Here is a 23,046-nt window from a genome sequence, read left to right as displayed (position 1 = left end):
CTAACAACCCTCCTTGGCATACTGACATTCAAATTGCTTTAGCGATTGAGCAAGTTTGCTGATCTGTTCAAGCTTATGATTGGCCGATAATGTCACTCGAATTCTGGCCTTTCCTTTTGGCACTGTGGGCGGTCTAATTGCCGTTGCCCAAAGCCCTTGCTGGCGCAAGTAACTTGCCATCAACATGGCTCGGTCTGCAGAGCCTGCTAAGTAGGGTTTGATTGGCGTTTGTGTCTCTATAAAACCCGGAAGGTCACCGAGCAGGCGCGAATAGGTATGTTGTAAATCCGATAATTGGTCACGACGCCATTGCTGAGTGCGAGTGAGCTGTATCGCTTTAGTCACTGTGGCGGCCTGTGCCGGTGGCATCGCCGTTGAATACACAAAGTGACGCGCATACTGACGCAAATATTCGGCTATGGATGAGCTGCACAAGATCGCTGCGCCTTGCACGCCTAACGCCTTACCAAAGGTCACCACCAGCAATTGAGGCTTTATTGAAGACTCTGCGCAGCTGCCTTTGCCTTCCTTGCCTAACACCCCTATGCCATGGGCATCGTCAACCATCAGCCAGCAATTTTGTTTGTGGCTCTGAATTTGAATATCAGCCAGTGGGGCTTTATCCCCATCCATACTAAATACCCCTTCAGTGACCACTAAACCTGAGCCATTGCGCTCAATCAGATCACTTAAGCGCTGAGTACTGTTATGAGTGAACCGGTATTGGGTTGCGGGGCTTAACATGCCAGCCTCCATCAGAGATGCGTGATTGAGTTTGTCTTGATATAAGCAATCACCCTTTTCAAGCAACGCAAAAAGAGCGGCTTGATTGGCACTAAACCCTGAATTAAACAATACCGCCTGTTCATATCCAAGCCAGTCACATAAGGCATCTTGCAGTTGCAAATGTGCGTAGGAAAACCCTGTCACCATAGGCGAGGCGGCGCTGCCTACACCGTGACGATCCACCGCCGTTTTCCACGCCTCTTTCAAGGTGTTGTCATTGGCAAGCCCTAGGTAATCATTACTAGAAAAATTAACGAAGCCCTGCTCAGCGATTTGGACCTGTGCTGTATTTCCGCCATGAACAGGGGTGAGGGTTCTAAGTAGCCCCTGTTCACGTCTTTGTTGCAGTGCGCTCGTGATCCTCGATTCAAACAGTGGCATCGTAGAAAAGATCATCTTTTGTCGGTCTTGCAGCCACCCTTTCAGTGACCTGCTCGAGCAATTCATGCTCTTGGATCTGATCAGGTTTCTGGCTGGTTGCTAGTGTATTGATACCCAACTTTTTAAATAGCTGCATATCGCTATCTTCATCAGGATTCGGCGTTGTTAGAAGCTTGCAACCATAGAAAATGGAGTTAGCACCCGCCATGAAACACAGCGCCTGCATTTGCTCGTTCATGTTTTCACGGCCAGCCGACAAGCGCACAGCCGATTCAGGCATCATTATGCGAGCAATGGCAATCAGTTTGATGAACTCAAATGGGTCGACATCGTCAACGTCTTGCAGTGGTGTGCCCTTTACTTTCACCAGCATATTGATAGGAACGCTCTCAGGGTGAACCGGCAAGTTCGCCAATTCAGCCAATAGACCTGCGCGATCTGCAGTGCCCTCGCCCATGCCAATAATCCCTCCGGAACAGATTTTCATTCCGGCTTCACGCACATGGGACAAGGTATCTAAGCGGTCTTGGTAGGTTCTGGTGGTGATGATGTTGCCATAATACTCTGGCGAGGTGTCTAGGTTGTGGTTGTAATAATCAAGCCCTGCAGTAGAAAGCTCTGATGCCTGCTCAGGCGTCAACATACCTAGAGTCATGCAGGTTTCTAAACCTAAAGACTTCACGCCCTTAATCATATCGGTCAGCAAAGGCATATCGCGGGCTTTAGGGTTCTTCCAAGCAGCGCCCATGCAAAAGCGAGTAGAACCTGAGTTTTTCGCCTTCTGCGCGGCTTCTAATACTCGCTCTACTTCCATTAAGCGCTCTTTATCCACGTCAGTGCGGTAATGGGCACTTTGTGGGCAGTATTTACAATCCTCGGGGCACGCCCCTGTTTTTATGGAAAGCAATGTACTGACTTGAACATAGTTATGTTGCTGGTGCTGACGGTGAACGGTCTGTGCTTGATACAACAGATCCATAAACGGGAGATTAAGTAGTGTCTGGACCTCTTCAACTGTCCAATTATGACGAACTTCCACGCTGTTATCCTTTTCTAAATTCATTGTCTAAACGGCATTATTTTTAATGCTCTGTTGCTTGGCTAGTCTAACCTGAAGCGATACACTGTCAACACAGCAAGGATAACTTTGTTTACTAACGAACATTAATTGAACAATTTGAGCTCTTTTATGGATTTAAGCTTCGACAAGCAACACCTTTGGCACCCGTACACCTCAACTCTGAGCCCTCTCACCTGCTACCCAGTGTCATCAGCATCGGGTGTTACATTGCGATTAGAAGATGGCACCGAGCTTATTGACGGTATGTCTTCGTGGTGGTCTGCAATACACGGCTACTCACACCCAAAGCTAAATGCAGCGGCTCACCAGCAAATTGATACTATGTCCCATGTGATGTTTGGCGGCATTACCCATGAGCCCGCCATTGAGCTTGGGAAAAAGCTACTCGATCTTGCACCCAAAAATCTCCAGCACATCTTTCTTGCTGATTCGGGTTCGGTGGCAGTGGAAGTAAGCCTCAAGATGGCACTGCAGTACTGGCACACCTTAGGTGAGCGTCGCCCCAAGTTTCTCACCCTACGACACGGTTATCATGGCGATACCTTCGCTGCGATGTCGGTGACCGATCCTGACAACTCAATGCATTCACTGTACAAAGGCTTTCTACCTGAACACATCTTTGTGGACTCCCCTCAGTGTGGCTTCTTTGATGATTGGGATGAAGCCGATATAGCGCCAATGCTCGATGCCCTTGAGGTTCATCATCGCGACATAGCCGCCATCATTTTAGAGCCCGTAGTCCAAGGCGCAGGCGGAATGCGTCTGTATCATCCAAGCTACTTAAAACGCGTGCGAGAATTGTGTGACCACTACGGCATCTTGCTCATTGCTGATGAAATTGCCACTGGATTCGGCCGAACAGGAAAGATGTTTGCGGTAGAGCATGCTGGCATAGAGCCAGACATTCTATGTGTAGGTAAGGCTTTGACCGGTGGCTATATGACCCTGTCAGCAACCCTTGCTACACCTAAGGTTGCTAATACTGTCTGCGGAGGAGAGGCTGGGTGCTTTATGCATGGGCCTACCTTTATGGGTAACCCACTCGCCTGTGCGGTAGCCTCTGCCAGTTTAGAGATACTGCAATCAGGTCTTTGGAAGCAGCAAGTGGCTTCCATAGAACAGCAGTTTTCTCAATCACTGTGTACGTTATCGCACTATGAGCTTGTAAAGGAGACCCGTTACCTAGGTGCTATCGGTGTGGTAGAGACACATAAGCCGGTCAATATGGAGAAGATCCAAGCACACTTTGTTGAGCAGGGAGTGTGGATACGCCCCTTTGGCAGGCTGATTTATATTATGCCACCCTACATTATCAAGCCGAATGAGTTGCAGAGGTTGATAGAGGCTATTGAAAGCGCGGTACAAGATAAGGGGCTGTTTTTATAGCTAACCGAGCGATTGTCATCCTGAAAGTTGCGAAGCAACTGTCCAGGATGTTAATTATTACTGAATCTAAAATTGTGCGTCCTAAGGTCCTGACTTTCGTCAGGATGACGCAATTATATAAAGTAATCTAATGCTGTTAATCGTCACCAAGGGCTCTATAGATCTTACCGACAATTGCCTCTGAAATCATGATGGCAAAGACCACACCGAAGAAGGCAACGATACCGTTGTATGGGCCACTGAATACCACTGAATCCCCGAACACAAAGTCTATAGCAGCAAGCATGACGAACTTTGAGCCCACCAGGATAATGTAGGTGGTGATACCACGATACACCTTAGGTGCAGTGCCCGGCTTAGACTTAAAGTAATTCGCTAGCTTATGCTCTAAACCAATGGATAGCTTCAGTAGTAACTGCAGCAATATCGCCGCACCTAGCGAAACAATAAATGAGGAAATATTGACGTACTGCCAGAACTCATCCAGTAAATTAAGTACGGTCAAATCGACCAAAATCGCTAAGGTATAACCGACAAATAGTTTTTGGGGAGTGCTAAAATACTCCAAGCCTTGTTTTTTCTCTTCCATAAGAACCTCCTACAAAACAAAGATTTACAATCCATTAACACATATTCAAAGTAATTAATCCATTACTATTTGTTTAATAGAGAGATCCATTTTCACTAGGCACAAAAAAGCCGGCTAACAAGTAGCCGGCTATTCATACAATCAGCAATTAACCAATGTGAGTTTGACCACCCATGTATGGTTGAAGTGCAGCAGGGATCTCAATGCGACCATCTGCTTGTTGGTAGTTCTCTAGGATCGCTACCATGGTACGACCTACTGCTAGGCCAGAACCATTAAGTGTGTGCAGAAGCTCTGGCTTCTTCTCACCCTTACGACGGAAACGCGCTTGCATGCGACGTGCTTGGAAATCAGCAGTGTTCGAGCAAGAAGAGATTTCACGGTACGTTTTTTGTGCAGGAACCCAGACTTCTAAGTCATAAGTCTTACGAGCGCCGAAGCCCATATCGCCAGTACAAAGCACCACTTTACGATAAGGAAGCTCTAGCAACTGAAGCACTTTCTCAGCGTGACCGGTGAGTTCTTCCAAAGCATTCATTGAATCTTCTGGACGCGTGATCTGAACAAGCTCAACCTTGTCGAACTGGTGCATACGGATCAAACCGCGTGTATCACGACCGTAAGAACCCGCTTCAGAGCGGAAGCATGGCGTGTGAGCCGTCATCTTGATTGGCAGGTCTGCTTCATCAACGATGGTATCACGTACCATGTTAGTCACTGGAACCTCAGCAGTAGGAATAAGAGAAAGCTTACGAGGCTCTTCGTCATTCACTTTTTCTGTTAGTGGCTCAGTGTGGAATAGGTCTTCACCAAATTTAGGTAGCTGACCTGTGCCAAATAGGCTTTCTGAGTTCACTAGGTACGGTACATACATTTCTGTGTAGCCGTGCTCATCCGTGTGCAGATTCAGCATGAACTGCGCAATAGCACGGTGAAGGCGAGCAAATTGGCCCTTCATCACGATGAAGCGTGCGCCCGTGATTTTGGTTGCGCTAGCAAAGTCTAGACCACCAGCCATCTCACCAAGATCGACATGATCTTTTACTTCAAAATCGTACTCTTTTGGCGTGCCCCAACGAGAAATTTCTACGTTCTCGTTTTCGTCTTTGCCGTTTGGTACAGAATCATCTGGAAGGTTAGGTACAGACAGCGTGATGTCTTCTAGCTGAGCTTGAACTTCTGCTAGTTCGATTTTCTTCGCATCTAGGTCAGAACCAAGAGTACCGATCTGTTTCTTGATCTCTTCAGCGCCCTCTTTATCGCCAGCTGCCATTTTTTGGCCAATTTGCTTGGAGATAGAGTTACGTGAGGATTGCAAGTTTTCAACATCAACCTGAATAGCTTTGCGCTTTTCTTCTAGTTGGCGAATGGTATCAACGTCTAAGGTAAAGCCTCGACGCGCTAGTTTTGCTGCTGTTTCGTCCAGCTCTGTACGAAATAATTTAGAATCTAGCATTGCTAATCCTGCGTGTAGTTAACGATAACTCTCAAGGAGCTAAAAAGGGTAAAATTTCAATCGAACAAAGATATCTAAAAAACACTACTTTTTGTAGCGCTTTCGTGTGCTTTTTTCGTCTAAAGAATGGAGATAGTTCAGCTTTTCAGCAATTTTTGTTTCTAGGCCACGATTTTCTGGGAAATAGTAGCGAGTCTCGCTCATTTCTGGAGGGAAATAGCATTCCCCTGCCGCATAAGCGCCAGGTTCATCATGAGCATAACGATACTCCTCACCATAGCCTAATTCTTGCATCAACTTAGTCGGTGCATTACGGAGGTGGTGTGGCACTTCTAGCTCTGATGTGTCGTCTGCATCTTGCAACGCTTGTTTCCACGCTGTGTAAACGGCGTTACTCTTTGGCGCGCACGCTAAATAGACCACGGCTTGCGCCAGAGCCCTTTCGCCTTCTGCAGGACCTATGCGTGTAAAACAATCCCACGCGCTAATCGCCACTTGCATGGCACGGGGATCAGCATTGCCAATATCCTCAGATGCAATGGCTAGCAAACGCCGAGCAATATACAAAGGGTCACAACCCGCCTTGATCATACGAGCACTCCAATACAAGGCCCCATCAGGGTTTGAGCCTCGAATTGACTTATGCACCGCAGAAATCAGGTCATACCAAATATCGCCTTTGTTATCGAAGCGTGCGACCTTAGAGCCTGCTACCTGTGCGAGCAGTTCAAGGTCTATTTGCTTAATGCCGTTTTTCTCTGGCGCCATATCAAACAACAGCTCTAAGTAGTTCAGCGCCATACGCGCATCACCGCTGACAAGTTCCGCTAAGCGCTGATCGCTCTCACCGATAAACTCCGCCTTAAGCTTACCTAAACCGCGCTCATCATCGTTTAAGGCCTGCTGAATCACTTGCTCGATATCTTGCGTATCGAGGGAGGCAAGCTTATACACTCGCGCTCGCGATAGCAGTGCGTTATTGAGCTCAAAGGAAGGGTTTTCGGTGGTTGCCCCGATAAAGGTCACCGTGCCATCTTCAATATGCGGCAAAAAGGCGTCTTGCTGGCTCTTGTTGAAGCGATGCACCTCGTCGACAAACAAGATAGTGCGATGTCCCGCCATCTTGTTGTCACGTGCCTTTTCAATGGCGGCTCGAATGTCTTTCACCCCAGAGGTCACGGCAGACACGCGCTCTACCCTAGCATCGGCATAGCTTGCGGATACCTCTGCTAATGTGGTTTTGCCTGTGCCGGGTGGGCCCCATAGGATCATGGAGTGAAGCTGTCCTGCCTGCAAAGCACGATATAAGGGCTTACCCGGGCCTAAGACATGTTGTTGACCTATGTATTCCTCAAGGGTTCTTGGGCGCATGCGCGCAGCAAGGGGACGAAAATCCTCCCCCGTTGAGAAATCAAATTGCATATTGCTCATGATATAGGTTTAGTTACGCTGGTCGTCAACTTCAACCCCATTTGGGATTTCAAATACGAAGCGCGACTTAGCCGGTGTTTGGGCACGGTAGTCATTAAAGGTAAACTTACTGCGCTGACCATCTTGCTCCACCACGTTAAAGCCTGAGATTGCTCCCGCTTTGTTGATGTCAATTTGAAACTGGCCCTGTGTAGAGGTTTCGTCCGTTGGCGTTAAGGTAAAGCGATCGCCATTTTGAATTACGTTGTATTTGTCCCAATCGCTGGCTTTATTGCGGGTTAGCAGTACAAACGGCGTTTGCTCTGTGGCTTGCTCTTGCCAGTAAATACTCACTTGTTCAATAAACGGGCTGTAGTACCACAGTGTTTCGCCATCAGACACTAATACGTTTTCGTCGGGTGTATTGGTGGTCCAGCGAAAGAGGCTCGGCCTTGCGATCTCAACGGAACCCGTGCCTTCCATAACGACTTCATCATCTGGGCTCACAACGGTTTGTGAAAACTGCGCAGTAAAGCCATCGGTTTTATCAAGGCGTTGTACAAGCTCTTGCTGAGGGTTGGCAGACACAGCGCCTGAAACCAACACCAATAAACTTACTAATATTTTCTTCATACTACTCTCTGAATACTGGGCCAAGAGGCCCTATTACATATCTTTAATTGGCGGCGGTGCAAGTACCTCTCGGTTACCATTATGCCCCGGAGCCGATACGATACCTTGCGCTTCAAGTTGTTCTACTATGCGAGCAGCTCGGTTGTAACCGATCTTAAATTTACGCTGCACGCCTGACACAGAGCCACGACGCGTCTCAGTAACATGCTCAACCACCTGGTCAAACAGCGGGTCCGTGTCCTCTTCCCCTTCCATTTTTTCACCCGGAAGCAAGGTTTCTGGCGACTGTTCACCCTTAGTGATCTCATCGATATACTGAGGTTTACCTCGCGCCTTCCAGTCATTCACTACCGCGTGCACATCATCATCTGAAGCGAACGCGCCGTGTACACGAATGGTATGGCTAGAGCCAGGTGGTAGATACAACATGTCACCCATACCTAGCAGCGACTCTGCGCCACCCTGATCTAGGATGGTTCGTGAATCAGTCTTGGTCGATACCGTAAACGCAACACGCGTCGGAATGTTCGCCTTGATCAGGCCTGTAATCACATCCACCGATGGACGCTGCGTGGCCAGAATAAGGTGAATACCCGCCGCACGCGCCTTTTGCGCGATACGAGCAATCAGCTCTTCAACCTTCTTACCCACCACCATGATAAGGTCGGCAAATTCGTCAACCACCACCACGATGTAAGGCAGTTTTTCAAGCAATGGCGCTTCTTGATCCATACTGTCGCCCGGTTGCCACAGTGGATCATGGATTGGATGTCCTGCATCCGCCGCCATTTTCAGCTTCTCGTTAAAGCCTTTCAAGTTTCGTACGCCAAGGGCGGACATTAGCTTATAACGGCGCTCCATCTCACCCACACACCAGCGAAGGGCATTCGACGCATCCTTCATATCTGTAACCACTTCGGACAACAGATGAGGAATTCCTTCATAGATAGAAAGTTCTAGCATTTTCGGATCAATCATGATGAAACGCACATCATCTGGTGTTGATTTATACAACATACTCAGAATCATGACGTTTACACCTACAGACTTACCCGAACCTGTAGTACCGGCTACTAACACGTGCGGCATCTTAGACAAATCAGCGACAACCGCATCACCGGCAATGTCTTGACCCAGCACTACCGCTGTTGGCGATTTATTCTCGATAAACTGCGGGCTACAAACCACATCGGACAAAAATACCGTCTGACGAGTCATGTTTGGAAGCTCTAAACCCACGTAAGGCTTACCAGGAATCACTTCAACGACACGCACTGCTAATGCAGATAGCGAACGCGCCAAATCCATGGACAAACTGGAAATCCTAGACACTTTGACCCCTGGCGCAAGGTCTAGTTCAAATCGAGTGATAACAGGTCCAGGGAAAATACCTACGACCGCTGCCTTAATTTTGTAGTCCGCCAGTTTGGACTCAACAAGACGCGCTATGTTTTGCAGCGCTTCTCTATCAATATGGTTTTCACGCTTTTCAGGATGATAAAGCAGTTCCAACGTCGGCATTGGACTGGTTGGCACGGGTAGGTCAGCATCTTTACGAATCAAGAATGGATTTTGAGAGGCCGCTTGTCTGGCTTTCTCATCGGCTATTTGTTTAGCAAAGGCTTCGGCATCCGTTAACTCTTCAACGATGACTTCTTCATCTTGTTCTTGCGCTTGTTCTTGTTCAGAAGCGGCAGTCTGCTCTTCCACCTCATCAAGGGATTCCATAGAGATGCTTGGCTGTGGCTTTTCTGCTTCTTCGACAATATCAAAGTCAGAAGAATCTCCGACTAGCTCTGCGTCATGATTGTGTGAATGTTGCTGTTCATCTTCAAGTAGCGGATCACGGTCTAGCGTTGGAGGCTGGAAGCTTGGCTTCTCTTCTACTATCTCTTCCGTGGCAGAAAAATGCTCTTCCACCTCAGGAATCACCATTTCTGGAGTTGGATCTTGGTTAGATTCTGGGGCCTGAGTAACTGTACCTATTGTCGGTTCTTCAGTATCCGCGTAATCATTCGCCAGTTGGGCATCGCGCTCAAGCTGATCTATCGGCGCATTGAGGTTGCTGGTTCTATCGAAGGTAAAGGTTTCGTCTTCGCTGTCCTCAGGCATATAGATCTTGTATGGGGTTTCTTCTGCAAGCGCTTCAGTAGATGGCGCGAGCAACGGATCTTCTGTTATCGGACTCTCAGTATTCTCTAACGTAGGTTGCAGAGCTTCTGGAGAAGTATCTGCATAAACCAATTTTTGATCGTCAAGGCGCGTAGGTTCAAGCACTTGCTCTTTGTCACCACGGACAAAGTTCAAGCAAGAGGTCACGCACCATAAGGTGCCCTGACCGATGCGTTCAACAATCGATAGCCAAGAGATACCGGTAAACAGAGTAAAAGAGGCGCCCCAGAAAAATAGCAGCGCAAGGGTACTGCCTAGGCTGTTGAGCGTTGGAAGTGCCAGACTGGTGATCACATCACCCACCACGCCACCGGATGAGAAGTACCAGATGTCATCAAAGTTCAGATCCGCTAGGCCACAACTGGTTACAATTAACAGTGCACCGCCAAGCAACCTCGTGCCCCATAGCATCAAATCTACAGGTTCTGTGTCTGTGCGTTTACGAAATACAATCCAAGAAAGTAGAACGATAATGGCTGGTACAAAATAGGCCAGAACGCCGAAGGTGAATAACAATGTATCACCTATCCAGGCACCCATTAGGCCACCCGCATTCTTCACTTCCCCACCCCACGCCGTTTGCGACCATGAAGGATCTGCTGGGTTAAAGGTAATCAGTGATACTGCCATAAGGACAGCAAGCAATACGCCAATGATAAGACACCCTTCTCTGAGGCGTTGAATGCCGGTGAGATTGGGTTTGGCCTTGTGAGGAGACTTGTGAACTACTGTTCGAATTTTGGGATTTCTTTTCAACATATCCATTGCATGCGGGTCTTAGTCGGATAAACGACACGAGCGACTAATGTCGCCCGTGATTATCTTCATTTAAACACATGCTGAGGTAAAAACCCAAATAGAACCTCAGGGAATCAGCAATTTAGCGAGTTTTGATCACTAGGTTATTGCTCTGCTTCACTTCTTCCATGACGACATAAGTACGAGTGTCATTCACACCCGGCAGGCGTAGCAGGGTGTCGCCTAGCAATTTACGATAGGCACCCATATCAGATACACGTGTTTTCAATAGGTAATCGAAATCACCTGAAACAAGATGACACTCTTGAATGTCGTCTAGCTTTTGTACTGCAGTATTGAACTGCTCAAATACATCTGGCGCACCACGATTTAGGGTGATCTCTACAAATACCAGTAGAGAGGCATCTAAATATTGGGGGTTAAGTTGTGCGGTATATCCTAAAATATAACCTTGACGCTCAAGACGTCTTACCCTTTCCAAGCAAGGGGTTGGCGACAAACCAACACGCTTAGACAGTTCTACGTTAGAAATTCGGCCATCTTTTTGCAGTTCATTAAGAATATTTCTGTCTATACGGTCCAGTTCCTTGGACGGTTTACTCGCTTCTAACATGGTTTTGTTCCACCTTTTTACTTCCTTGCAACAATATACACTACAATATTAAAATATTCAGCATCAAATTTTGAATAAACGGTTCTATACTAGTTGATAACACCCCACATAAGCAATTTATGCAGTTACTATAACTAGAAAACAATAAGGAGTCAGGATGATAATTGGTATCCCTAAAGAGATTAAGAACCATGAGTACCGAGTTGGTATGGTCCCAGCCAGCGTGAGAGAAGTTATCTCTAACGGACACCAAGTTATAGTTGAAACGCAAGCCGGCAGCGGCATAGGTTTCAGCGACGATGACTATATCGCAGCAGGTGCATCCATTCTTCCAGCCGCAACGGAAATCTTTGCTCAGGCAGAAATGATCGTGAAGGTAAAAGAACCTCAGGCCATTGAGCGAGCAATGCTTCGCGAAGGGCAAATCTTGTTTACTTATTTACACTTAGCTCCTGATTTTCCACAAACTGAGGAACTAATCAATAGCAAAGCGGTATGCATTGCGTATGAAACCGTGACCGACCGCTTAAATCAGCTACCTCTTCTTGCACCAATGTCAGAAGTTGCGGGCAGAATGTCCATCCAAGCCGGTGCACAAGCCTTAGAGAAATCCAATGCTGGCAGAGGCCTTTTGCTGGGTGGAGTACCCGGTGTTGAGCCTGCAAAAGTGGTGATCATTGGCGGTGGTGTTGTTGGCTCAAACGCCGCTCGAATGGCTGTCGGTATGCGTGCTGATGTGACTATCCTTGACCGAAACATTGATACGCTTCGCGCTCTTGATGAAGAGTTCCAAGGACGTGCAAAAGTAGTTTATTCCACTGAAGAAGCACTAAGTCGTCATGTATTAGAAGCCGATTTGGTTGTGGGCGCGGTATTGATTCCAGGTGCTGCAGCGCCAAAACTTGTTACAAAAAAACACATTGAATCAATGAAACCTGGTGCCGCTATCGTGGATGTGGCCATTGACCAAGGTGGTTGCTTTGAAACCTCCCATGCAACGACTCATGCTGATCCAATCTATATTGTCGATGATGTGGTTCACTATTGCGTAGCAAACATGCCTGGCGCGGTAGCTAGAACCTCTACCTTTGCCCTCAATAACGCGACCCTGCCTTATATCATCAAACTGGCAAACAAGGGTTATAGACAAGCGCTTACTGAAGACAAAGGCTTCCTGAACGGCCTTAACGTCATTCATGGTGTCGTGACATGTAAAGAAGTCGCCGACAACTTCAACCTAGAATATGTTGAGCCTAGCAAGGCGATAGCACTATTTTCTTAATAACGCCGGACACCCATTGCCGAGGTTTCTTATCGGCAATCTCTTGGTTGTGAAGATCCCCGATAAGAGCGCTCGGGGACGACGGGATTAGACTGTCAGCTATCGACTAGCCATTATCCTGCGCGTCATTGCCGAGGTCTTTTATCGGCAATCTCTTGGTTGTGAAGATCCCCGATAAGAGCACTCGGGGATGACGGGATCAGACTGTCAGCTATAACACCGCGTGTATGAGAATATTACGCGGTGTTATTTTTTTTTCGCAAAACTCCGTTAGATGAACCTTATAGCCGTGCTCTTGCAGATAGAGAGATTTATCTAGGATAAGCCACATCTCTAATGGTCGATGAAAAGCCATTTGCACTAAGCTGAGCTTTTCCATTCGCGCAAAACGCGCCTCTCCTAGTCTTTGATAACGCTTAAAATCACAATCGGGTAACTGAAAGCCCTTTCGCTGCGCCGCCCACTCACAAAACTCAATGAACCCAAGCTGCAACTGAGACTTCTTGACGCTTGGAATGGGTTGATATTCGCTCAAGCCTAGCTCTTCTCGTAAAAGCTCATCCAGCCCAAGTCGATAACTCATTTCTTGATATCGATGGCGCTCCACTCTCTCGCCGCCGGTGACCGTTTCCTGTAAAGGAATACGCAGCTCTGACTTGGATAGTGCTAAAGCTGACTGCTTTCCCAAACTCGAAAGAGGCTGATACTGCTCATCCTGTATTAAGTGATAACAACAAGGCGCTATTGATAGCGCGGCTAACTGGTGATCCATCGCGTGCTCCATCAAAGAAACATGTAAATCGCCGCAGGCATGCAAAGCGACGGCATGTTGCTTGTGATTAAATATATGTTGATGGTCACAGTTAAAGGCATCACCCTGAATAAAGGTGACAGGAAGATTTTGCTTGTGAGCCTCGGCCTGTCCAAGCTCACAAAGTGGCTGTTGCCACTCAAAACTGGTCACCGCCTGCCCCGAATGATGCGCGAGTATTCGCCCTAAGAATCCCTTACCGGCACACCACTCTAACCACTCCGCGCCTGAATGCGCTGAGAGCGCCCGAGAGCCCATAGCCGTGATTTGTTCTAGCTTTCTTCCGGGTATTCCAGTGGCAAGATGAGAATCAAGCTCTAGTGGCGTTGTCGATGAGTGCTCAAGCGTCACTAAGGGCTCTATATCCTTAAGTTCGGGTATAAATGTTTGTAGCTGCTGATACACACTCGATACGTCGTGCTTTAGGGAATGAGCATCGGACGCAGATAAACCGTCAAGCCAGGTTGCCAATGGCGTATCCGCAAATCGGTGTTGTCGAGAGCGACTCTCGTGAAAAGGCTCAAAACGCCAAAAGTGTTGGCATTTAAGCAATAGATGATCGAGCGGTGTAAAGTGTGTGAGCATGCTTCCCCCTAAGGTGTTTATTTTAGAGGGAAGCGAATCAATTAGGAATGTTTAACGGACCGGAAGCTCAATATCCTTGAACATTTCAGTGATTTCATGATTGTTTTTCAACGAAATCGCCTGCTCTACCACTGGACGGGTTAAGTGCGGCGCGAAACGCTCCACGAAATCGAACATGTAGCTACGCAAGAAGGTGCCTCGTCTAAAGCCAATACTGGTGGTGCTTGCCCCAAAGATATGACTGGCATCAATCGCCACTAAGTCTTTATCTTGCTCTTCATCGATGGCCATACTCGCGATAACGCCCACACCGATCCCCATGCGCACATAGGTTTTGATGACATCAGCATCGGTGGCGGTGAATACGATTCGTGGTGTTAAACCAGCATTGTTGAAGGCTGCATCTAGCTCCGAGCGCCCGGTAAAGCCGAAGACATAAGTCACTAGTTGATATGCGGCAAGGTCTTCAATGGTCACGTTCGCCTTATTGGCCAGCGGATGGTCACGCGTCACCACTATTGAGCGATTCCAGTGATAGCACGGTAGCATGATGGCATCATGGTAAAGGTGTAGAGCCTCCGTCGCGATAGCGAAATTGGCAGTACCCTTGGCAATGGCCTGAGACATCTGTGAAGGTGTCCCTTGGTGCATATGTAGGGAAACCTTAGGATATCTCGCGGTAAAGCCTTTGATAACATCAGGAAGTGCGTAGCGGGCCTGAGTATGGGTGGTAGTGATGTTCAAGGTGCCCATTTCTGGATGGGTGTGCTCGGAGGCGACGGACTTTATCGATTCCACACGAGATAAGATCTCTCGAGAGATTTTGACAATGTCTTCGCCCGCTGGGGTCACCTGAGTCAGGTGCTTACCGCTTCGTTCAAACACTTGTATTCCAAGCTCATCTTCAAGCAGTCTCACCTGCTTACTGATGCCCGGCTGAGAGGTATAAAGACTCTCCGCGGTGGCAGACACATTGAGATTGTGATTAACCACTTCCACTATGTATCTTAATTGCTGTAGCTTCATGCTATGCCTCGTATTCCTTTACATATAATGATTAGTTATAACGTTTTTGGATTAGTATGAAAAGTAGTTTCATTGATATTCATGATATAAGGTCACTATAGACACAGCGAAACAAATTTCTTAGGCTACGGCATCGCTGTAATGACAATGGATCTCTCATGTATCAACACCTTCTCGAACCCATTCACCAATTTCTCAACTGCACTACTCCAACACAATGGATAGAGGAAGCAAAAAAACCTGAGCGATTGCCTGTAGTTCTTATCGACCACCTGCTGTGTGAATTAAAAGCCGGTCAGTCCGCCATGTTCCTGATCCGTAAATACGCGGCAAACAATGAGAGCAAACAGCAGCTGTTGGAATGGTTCAAGCCCTATGAAGAATTTGCCTACAAGGGTATTGGTGACCTGAATACCTTAAAAGGTAAAAGCAATATCTCAAAAGGCATTATTGCTCAATCCGATTCACCGTATAGCCAAGACCTTATCGATAAGATGGTGTTGCTGATCAAAGAAGAGCTACATCACTTCTATCAAGTGCTAGAGATCATGGATAGCCGCGACATTGAGTACAACCATGTACCCGCCAGCCGTTATGCGAAGGGTTTGCTTAAGCATGTGAAGACCTATGAACCACAGACACTCATTGATAAGTTGATTATTGGCGCATTTATTGAAGCAAGATCGTGCGAGCGCTTTGCTGCTCTGGCGCCACATATGGATGATGATATACAGAATTTCTATATCTCTTTATTGCGCTCAGAAGCTAGGCACTATCAAGATTATCTAACCTTAGCTCAGCAGATTGCCAGTGAAGACATTAGTGAGCGAGTAGAATATTTTGCGAGGGTTGAGGCTGAATTAATTACTACACCGGATGTTGAGTTTAAATTTCATAGTGGTGTGCCTGTTTAAGAACAAATAGACAGTAATACTAGTTAAATCGTCATACTGGAAACCGCGACGCGGTTATCCAGTTATCTTAGAGAGTGACAGTGGTGGGCGTTGAGCTATCAGCTATCAGCTATCAGCTATCAGCTATCAGCTATCAGCTATCAGAGTCATCCTGATGTAAATCAGGAACTTAGGAAGCACTTTTTCTAAATTTAGAACTTTCTAAGATGCTGGATAAATACTTTGTATTTTCCAGCATGACGGGAGCGCACTAATTTTGTCTATCTTACGCTCGTCATCCTGATGAAAATCAGGAACTTAGTGAGCACCAATTCTAAGTTTCGAACTTTCTAAGATGCTGGATAAATACTTTGTATTTTCCAGCATGACGGGGATGTACTAACTTTGCCTATCATACCCTCGTCATCCTGATGAAAATCAGGAACTTAGTGAGCACTTGTTCTAAATTTCGAACGTTCTAAGATGCTGGATAAATACTTTGTATTTTCCAGCATGACGGGGATGTACTAACTTTGCCTATCTTACGTTCGTTATCCTGATGGAAATCAGGAACTTAGTGAGCACTTGTTCTAAATTTCGCACTTTCTAAGATACTGGATAAATACTTTGTATTTTCCAGCATGACGGGGCGAGCTAACTTTGCCTATATTACGCTCGTCATCCTGATGAAAATCAGGAACTTAGTGAGCACCAATTCTGAGTTTTGAACTTTCTAAGATGCTGGATAAATACTTTGTATTTTCCAGCATGACGGGGATGTACTAACTTTGCCTATCATACCCTCGTCATCCTGATGGAAATCAGGAACTTAGTGAGCACTAATTCTAAGTTTCGAACTTTCTAAGATGCTGGATAAATACTTTGTATTTTCCAGCATGACGGGAGCGCACTAATTTTGCCTATCTTACGCTCGTCATCCTGATGAAAATCAGGTACTTAGTGAGCACTTATTCTAAGTTTCGAACTTTCTAAGATGCTGGATAAATACTTTGTATTTTCCAGCATGACGGGTACGTAATAACTTTGCCTATGTCATCCTAGAAAGTTCGGAGAACTTATCTAGGATCTTGGAGAGCACATTGCTGGCTGAGGTACTTTCTAAGGTCCTGATTTTCATCAGGATGACATTTGCCTTTAGCTAAATAGTTACGCTAAAGTCGCGTTGATCTCTGCTAGCACTTTTGCAGGGTCTGCGGCTTGGGTGATTGGGCGGCCGATAACAAGGTAATCAGAACCTGCTTGAATCGCGTCAACTGGGGTCATGATGCGTTTTTGGTCGCCAACGGCTGCGCCTGCTGGGCGGATGCCTGGTGTCACTAATTTAAACTCTTTACCTAGTTCAGATTTCAAGAAGCTTGCTTCTTGGGCTGAACATACCACGCCGTCTAAACCGCTGTTCTTGGTTAGGTGTGCAAGGCGCAATACCTGATCTTTTGGCTCAACGTCTAGGCCAATACCTGCCAAGTCTGACTGTTCCATGCTGGTTAGCACAGTAACGCCGATCAATAGCGGACGATCTTTACCGTAAGGTTCCAAGATTTCACGTGATGCGGTCATCATGCGCTCACCGCCACCTGCGTGAACGTTGACCATCCATACGCCCATTTCAGCTGCAGCGCGAACCGCTTTAGAACAAGTGTTTGGGATATCGTGAAATTTCAAATCCAAGAATACAGAAAAGCCTTTTTGATGGAGTTGTTTAACAAACTCAGGGCCAAATAGAGTGAACATCTCTTTGCCGACTTTTAAGCGGCATGAGGCTGGGTCGATTCGGTCTACAAAGTTTAAAGCGTCATTCTTGTTGTCATAGTCTAAGGCAACGATCACTTTTTGATCCATCGAAAGGTCTCCTAGTATGGGCATGGGGGATAAAGCGCGCCTATTCTAACCTTGTCAGACAGAGATTGTTAGAGTGAAACGTGATTTTATACCAATCACACTAAGTAAGTGATCAGAAGTAGCTCAGGGAAAATGCTCGAGAACAAGGCAGGATTTTTCGATAAGTAGTTATTCTACAATCAAAAATTCTAACGCAGTTATCGAGTATTTTAACCAGCTAGAATGACCAGTTATTTAGTACGATTGGTATTATTCGCCGTCTAGGCCTCGGATAGGCTTGATGCTACCCCAGCTGCGGCAAGATGGGCAATGCCAATGAAGGGCATGAGTTGAATAGCCACATTTGCGGCATCTGTGATGGGGTTTCACCTTCAATTGCTCACCAACCATGGTTTGCAGGGTGCTTAAGCTGTCTTTAGCACGGCCCTCTTCCGCCTCTGCAATATGGTAATCAATTAAACGGTAGAAGCCCTTCATAGTAGGGTTCTTGATGAGCTGTCGAGTCAACAACGATTGAGCGGCGCCTGTGCCTTCATGCTGAGCGACCACTTGTGCCAGCATGAGCTCGACGGACACACCCGCTTTCTTGTCGATACATTTACGAAGAAACTCTAACAGTTCAGGCTCTTGACCCAGGTGGTAATAGCAATCGGCGAGGTTTGGTAGCACCTCACTGATAAAGTCGACATCCTGAGCTAACACCGACTCTAGATACTTAATGGTCTTGGTGTACTCTTCCGTTTCCATGTAGATGCGGCCAAGTGATATGTTGGCACGCACACATTTAGGGTCTTCCGCTAGCGCTTTCTTATAGTACTGAATGGATTTGGCGCGCTTACCAAAGGCCTTTTCATTCAATGCCAATTCACACCAGTAATGAGAAATACTGGTGCGCATTTTTCTGCGCCCCATCTTCACCAACATGCTAGCGTAGTGGATAGCCTTGCTCCACTCCTTGGTTTGTTGATAAATCGCTACCAATTGCTGCAGCGCCTGTTCTCTATGATCAGGCTCTTCCACCAATTGCTCGTAGATTTTTTCTGCGCGATCTAGAAAACCCGAGACCATGTAGTCTTTGGCCAACTGCTGCAAAGCAATGTTCTTTTGTTCAATGGTCAGTTCGGTACGCGAGATGAGGTTTTGGTGAATGCGAATCGCTCGGTCAACCTCGCCACGTGAGCGAAACAAGTTACCCAAAGCAAGGTGAGTATCTATGGTTTCGTCGTCGACCTGCAAGAGTTCGATGAAGTGATCCACCGCTTTATCTGATTGCTCAGATAACAGCAGGTTTAGACCATGAACGTACTGTCTGGATATTTGGTTAGACTGTCTCTGGTTATCTTGACGTGCACTACGCTGGCCCATGTACCATCCATAGGCTGCTGCAATTGGTAAGAGTAGAAACAGTAACTCAAGCATCCAATAAATTTACTTCTCTGTTTTGATTGAAGCGGGTACGGACGGGGTAGTCGGTGCAGAAGTCGCCACTTGAGGCGTTAGCTTCTTCAGTTTTCTATTTAGCTTGCGCACTTGAAGTTGAGATTTGAAATGCATACTGCCAAAAACCAGTCCTGAGATAACAAAGCCAGTTACGAATACGATACCAATCAGCGTAGAGAGATGAAATTCACCTTCCGCGAGCAAGTAGTTAAATGTCACCACTTCTTGGTTTTGAGCGCCTAGAGCCAGCGCAATAAGAAACAGAACTAACACTAACGCTATCTTTAGAATTTTCACTAAGACTACCCTTTTAAAATCAGTGTAATAACAGTGATTATGCAGTAATTCGACACTCTACACCATGCTAATTCGTAAATTATCATCGACTTGAGTATTCAATAATCAAATTGTGAATTCGCATCAACTTGAGGTGTATCAACTGAGTAGCACAACGAAAAAAACGGCACTCCATTATGAAGTGCCGTTTTCATTACTCTTTATCACTATAGACTGTCGTTAACGCGCTCACGCAACTCCTTGCCTGGCTTAAAGTGCGGAACGAACTTTCCGTCCAGCTCTACCTGATCGCCAGTTTTAGGGTTACGACCCATACGCGGCTCACGATAGTGAAGAGAAAAACTACCGAAACCACGAATTTCAATTCGCTCACCCGTTTCTAGAGTGTCGGCCATATGCTCAATAATTTCTTTTACTGCGTCTTCAATTTCTTTGGCAGATAAGTGTGTCTGCTCAGCACACAGTCTCTCAATTAATTCAGACTTTGTCATAGTTTCCCTCATTCACAAATCAAAAAAAGGGAGCCGTATGGCCCCCTCTTAGCGATCATCTTTTAGTTAAAAAAGTGATTATTCGCCTTTAGCAGCCTTGAATGCATCTGCCATAGCGTTACCGAACCCGCCGTCTTCAGCTTTGTTCAGTGAAGCCATTGCTTCTTGCTCTTCAGCTTGATCTTTAGCTTTGATAGATAGGTTGATTACGCGGTTCTTACGGTCTACACCGGTGAACTTAGCTTCAACGCTATCGCCAACACTTAGGATCAGAGACGCATCTTCAATACGGTCACGAGATACTTCAGAAGCACGGATGTAACCTTCAACGCCGTCTACAAGTTCAATTGTAGCACCTTTTGCGTCTACTGCAGTTACAGTACCGTTAACTAGTGCACCTTTTTTGTTGTCAGCAACATAGTTGTTGAACGGGTCGTTTTCCATTTGCTTAACGCCAAGAGAAATACGCTCACGCTCTGCATCTACTGCAAGAACAACAGCTGAGATTTCGTCGCCTTTCTTGTAGTCACGTACTGCTTCTTCACCAGCAACGTTCCAAGAAATGTCAGACAGGTGAACTAGACCGTCAATGCCGCCTTCTAGACCGATGAAGATACCGAAGTCAGTGATAGACTTGATCTTACCAGTTACTTGATCGCCTTTCGCTTGAATTTCAGCGAATGACTGCCAAGGGTTAGCTTTACATTGTTTTAGGCCTAGAGAGATACGACGACGTTCTTCGTCAATCTCAAGAACCATAACCTCAACTTCGTCGCCTACGTTCACAACTTTAGAAGGGTGGATGTTCTTGTTAGTCCAATCCATTTCAGAAACGTGTACTAGACCTTCAACGCCTTCTTCGATTTCTACGAAGCAGCCGTAATCAGTAAGGTTAGTAACGCGACCAGTTAGCTTATGAGTCTCAGGGTAACGCTTAGCGATTGCTACCCATGGATCTTCGCCAAGTTGCTTAAGACCTAGAGAAACACGAGTGCGCTCACGGTCAAACTTAAGAACTTTAACTAGGATCTCGTCACCAACGTTCACGATCTCAGATGGGTGCTTAACGCGTTTCCAAGCCATGTCAGTGATGTGAAGTAGACCGTCTACGCCGCCAAGGTCAACGAATGCACCGTAGTCAGTAAGGTTCTTAACGATACCTTTAACTTCAGTACCTTCTTGTAGAGTCTCAAGAAGTTCGTCACGCTCAACACTGTTTTCAGATTCGATAACAGCACGACGAGAAACAACAACGTTGTTGCGCTTCTGGTCAAGCTTGATTACTTTGAACTCTAGCTCTTTGTTTTCTAGGTGAGCAGTGTCACGGATAGGACGTACGTCTACTAGAGAACCAGGTAGGAAAGCACGGATACCGTTTAGTTCAACAGTGAAACCGCCTTTAACTTTACCGTTGATGATACCAACAACAGTTTCAGCTTCTTCGTAAGCTTTCTCAAGTACGATCCAAGCTTCGTGACGCTTAGCTTTCTCACGAGAAAGTTGAGTCTCACCGAAACCATCTTCAACAGCGTCAAGCGCTACGTCTACTTCAGAACCCACTTCAACTTCAAGTTCGCCAGCAGCGTTCTTGAATTGTTCTGCAGGGATAGCAGACTCAGACTTAAGACCAGCGTCAACAAGAACGAAACCGTTCTCGATAGCTACTACAGTACCTTTAACGATGCTGCCTTGTTGGAATTCAGTTTCGTTTAGAAACTCTTCAAAGAGTTGAGCAAAAGATTCAGTCATTATTTGATCTTCAATATTTAAACGTCCACGGGCATCCTACCGCGTGGGGTTGATAAATTCGCCAGTCATCATCCTTGCGACCAACGTTCCATAAAGCCCTGATTACCTTAATAAAGGTGAAATCAAGACAGTTTAGATTCGATAAATTGTAAGGCTTTTTCTACCACTTCTTCAATAGAAAGTTCTGTAGAATCAAGCACTAAAGCGTCTTCCGCAGGACGTAAAGGTGCAACCGCTCTGTTGCGATCGCGATGGTCACGTTCTTGGATCTCGCTTAAAAGGTGGTCAATACTAACGCCTAAGCCCTTGCCTTGCAACTGATTAAAGCGTCTTTGTGCTCGTTCCTCAGCGCTGGCATCTAGGAAAATCTTTGCCACTGCACTAGGGAAAACCACTGTCCCCATATCACGCCCATCGGCAACCAAACCTGGTTCAGTTTGAAACGCTCGCTGACGACGCAACAAGGCCTCTCTAACTCGAGGCAGAGCAGCAACTTTAGAGGCTGCCATTCCTGTTTCTTCTTTTCTTAATTCGCTTGAAACATCTTCACCTTCCAGTACAACCTGAACAAGGTCGCCCTGAGCGATAAATTGCACATCTAAGTGCGTCGCTAGTGGTACCAAGGCATCTTCTGATTCAATATCAACACCATGGTGAATTGCCGCTAGCGCTAGGACACGATAAATCGCACCTGAGTCGAGTAATTGGAAGCCTAACTTTTCAGCCAACATCATACATAAAGTGCCCTTACCCGCCCCACTTGGGCCGTCTACGGTAATGACAGGAGAAAGAGAAGACATATTTACTCCAGATGTTTTTCTTGTTGTTGTGGGTCTTTGCCCTAAGTGCGTCTCTTTGAACGCGCGGCATATTATAGAGGTAATTACCCCACTCTGCGAGTAATAACACAGAAGATTATACAAGGATGGCTCACAGGCTAGGTAGCATGCAGGGCGATGAGTTAGCGCTATAATAAAATAGTCATAAAAAGGGAGTTTTTATGCCTAATTTATTCTCAGATATCCCCGATAATTTGCCCAACGAGTTATTTAGTGATCTACTCAAAAGTGAACACACCCGTATAGAGCGGATTATCTCTCATGGACACACTTCACCAGACACAGGTTGGTATGACCAAGAAGAACACGAGTGGGTGATCGTATTAAAGGGAGAAGGTGAGATTGAGTTTGAAAGTGGGGAAACGATAAAGCTAGGCGTTGGGGAGTATCTCAATATCCCTGCTCATCAAAAACATAGGGTGGCCTGGACCACCCATGAAGAGCCAACCCTATGGTTAGCGGTTTTCTATCACTAGTACTTAAACCGTTAGCCGCCTAGGCGATTGT

20 protein-coding genes are annotated in these 23,046 nt (G+C 46.4%); 4 read left to right on the top strand and 16 right to left on the bottom strand.

The features are described 5' to 3' along the window. On the bottom strand, positions 1–1,167 hold the full coding sequence (locus OCU35_RS05015) for an 8-amino-7-oxononanoate synthase (RefSeq protein ID WP_261825902.1): 1,167 nt from the start codon (positions 1,165–1,167) through the stop codon (positions 1–3). Continuing rightward, complete coding sequence (gene bioB, locus OCU35_RS05010) at positions 1,154–2,206, bottom strand: biotin synthase BioB (RefSeq protein WP_102321524.1); 1,053 nt, start codon at positions 2,204–2,206, stop codon at positions 1,154–1,156. The genes OCU35_RS05015 and bioB overlap by 14 nt, the downstream gene beginning before the upstream one ends. 150 nt (positions 2,207–2,356) lie before the next feature. Here bioB and bioA point away from each other — a divergent pair, with 150 nt between their 5' ends. Next, positions 2,357–3,634: an adenosylmethionine--8-amino-7-oxononanoate transaminase gene (bioA, locus tag OCU35_RS05005; RefSeq protein WP_102464075.1), complete on the top strand. Its 1,278-nt coding sequence runs from the start codon at positions 2,357–2,359 to the stop codon at positions 3,632–3,634. Between the two features lie 136 nt (positions 3,635–3,770). Here the strand turns inward: bioA and OCU35_RS05000 are convergent, their stop codons facing one another. From OCU35_RS05000 to lrp, 6 genes are all read right to left on the bottom strand, one after another. Beyond that, entirely contained in the window at positions 3,771–4,223 is a 453-nt protein-coding gene (locus OCU35_RS05000; protein ID WP_102481358.1) for a hypothetical protein, read from the bottom strand. A 148-nt stretch (positions 4,224–4,371) separates the two neighbouring features. Continuing rightward, a complete protein-coding gene (gene serS / locus OCU35_RS04995; RefSeq protein WP_102430045.1) occupies positions 4,372–5,679 on the bottom strand; it encodes a serine--tRNA ligase in 1,308 nt (435 codons plus the stop codon). Positions 5,680–5,763: 84 nt separating this feature from the next. Next, positions 5,764–7,110, bottom strand: a complete 1,347-nt coding sequence (locus OCU35_RS04990; RefSeq protein ID WP_261825758.1) for a replication-associated recombination protein A — start codon at positions 7,108–7,110, stop codon at positions 5,764–5,766. Between the two features lie 9 nt (positions 7,111–7,119). After that, positions 7,120–7,722, bottom strand: a complete 603-nt coding sequence (gene lolA, locus OCU35_RS04985) for an outer membrane lipoprotein chaperone LolA (protein ID WP_261825757.1) — start codon at positions 7,720–7,722, stop codon at positions 7,120–7,122. 33 nt (positions 7,723–7,755) lie between these two features. Then, positions 7,756–10,659 carry a DNA translocase FtsK gene (locus tag OCU35_RS04980; protein WP_390208875.1) on the bottom strand — a complete coding sequence of 968 codons (2,904 nt, stop codon included), beginning with the start codon at positions 10,657–10,659 and terminating at the stop codon, positions 7,756–7,758. A 115-nt stretch (positions 10,660–10,774) separates the two neighbouring features. Further along, positions 10,775–11,266 (bottom strand): leucine-responsive transcriptional regulator Lrp, encoded by a 492-nt coding sequence (gene lrp / locus OCU35_RS04975; protein WP_017027685.1) that lies wholly within the window; start codon positions 11,264–11,266, stop codon positions 10,775–10,777. A 157-nt stretch (positions 11,267–11,423) separates the two neighbouring features. Here lrp and ald point away from each other — a divergent pair, with 157 nt between their 5' ends. Then, on the top strand, positions 11,424–12,548 hold the full coding sequence (gene ald / locus OCU35_RS04970) for an alanine dehydrogenase (RefSeq protein ID WP_017027686.1): 1,125 nt from the start codon (positions 11,424–11,426) through the stop codon (positions 12,546–12,548). 211 nt (positions 12,549–12,759) lie between these two features. Here the strand turns inward: ald and OCU35_RS04965 are convergent, their stop codons facing one another. Both OCU35_RS04965 and cysB read right to left on the bottom strand, forming a co-directional pair. Continuing rightward, positions 12,760–13,944 (bottom strand): methyltransferase, encoded by a 1,185-nt coding sequence (locus OCU35_RS04965; RefSeq protein ID WP_261825756.1) that lies wholly within the window; start codon positions 13,942–13,944, stop codon positions 12,760–12,762. 51 nt (positions 13,945–13,995) lie between these two features. Next, positions 13,996–14,970, bottom strand: coding sequence for an HTH-type transcriptional regulator CysB (gene cysB / locus OCU35_RS04960; RefSeq protein ID WP_017027688.1), 975 nt, complete (start codon positions 14,968–14,970; stop codon positions 13,996–13,998). A 158-nt stretch (positions 14,971–15,128) separates the two neighbouring features. Here cysB and miaE point away from each other — a divergent pair, with 158 nt between their 5' ends. Further along, positions 15,129–15,884, top strand: coding sequence for a tRNA isopentenyl-2-thiomethyl-A-37 hydroxylase MiaE (gene miaE / locus OCU35_RS04955; RefSeq protein ID WP_261825755.1), 756 nt, complete (start codon positions 15,129–15,131; stop codon positions 15,882–15,884). 1,146 nt (positions 15,885–17,030) lie between these two features. Here the strand turns inward: miaE and pyrF are convergent. The 6 genes from pyrF to cmk form a co-directional block, all read right to left on the bottom strand. Beyond that, positions 17,031–17,723 (bottom strand): orotidine-5'-phosphate decarboxylase, encoded by a 693-nt coding sequence (gene pyrF, locus OCU35_RS04950; RefSeq protein WP_017027844.1) that lies wholly within the window; start codon positions 17,721–17,723, stop codon positions 17,031–17,033. Between the two features lie 249 nt (positions 17,724–17,972). Next, positions 17,973–19,142, bottom strand: coding sequence for a lipopolysaccharide assembly protein LapB (gene lapB, locus OCU35_RS04945; protein WP_017027843.1), 1,170 nt, complete (start codon positions 19,140–19,142; stop codon positions 17,973–17,975). Between the two features lie 9 nt (positions 19,143–19,151). Then, on the bottom strand, positions 19,152–19,460 hold the full coding sequence (locus OCU35_RS04940; protein ID WP_026026115.1) for a LapA family protein: 309 nt from the start codon (positions 19,458–19,460) through the stop codon (positions 19,152–19,154). A gap of 206 nt (positions 19,461–19,666) precedes the next feature. Beyond that, positions 19,667–19,951: an integration host factor subunit beta gene (gene ihfB / locus OCU35_RS04935; RefSeq protein WP_017027841.1), complete on the bottom strand. Its 285-nt coding sequence runs from the start codon at positions 19,949–19,951 to the stop codon at positions 19,667–19,669. A 78-nt stretch (positions 19,952–20,029) separates the two neighbouring features. After that, a complete protein-coding gene (gene rpsA, locus OCU35_RS04930; RefSeq protein ID WP_017027840.1) occupies positions 20,030–21,700 on the bottom strand; it encodes a 30S ribosomal protein S1 in 1,671 nt (556 codons plus the stop codon). 122 nt (positions 21,701–21,822) lie between these two features. Then, on the bottom strand, positions 21,823–22,500 hold the full coding sequence (gene cmk / locus OCU35_RS04925) for a (d)CMP kinase (RefSeq protein WP_017027839.1): 678 nt from the start codon (positions 22,498–22,500) through the stop codon (positions 21,823–21,825). Positions 22,501–22,700: 200 nt separating this feature from the next. On the opposite strand from cmk, the gene OCU35_RS04920 reads away from it, so the two are divergent. After that, positions 22,701–23,015: a cupin domain-containing protein gene (locus OCU35_RS04920; RefSeq protein WP_261825754.1), complete on the top strand. Its 315-nt coding sequence runs from the start codon at positions 22,701–22,703 to the stop codon at positions 23,013–23,015. The last annotated feature ends 31 nt before the right edge of the window (positions 23,016–23,046 follow it).

The sequence above is a fragment of the Vibrio breoganii genome (assembly GCF_024346795.1).
Taxonomy (GTDB): domain Bacteria; phylum Pseudomonadota; class Gammaproteobacteria; order Enterobacterales; family Vibrionaceae; genus Vibrio; species Vibrio breoganii.
The sequence above is the reverse complement of the archived record's forward strand: the minus strand, read 5'-3'. Positions and strand labels throughout refer to the sequence as shown.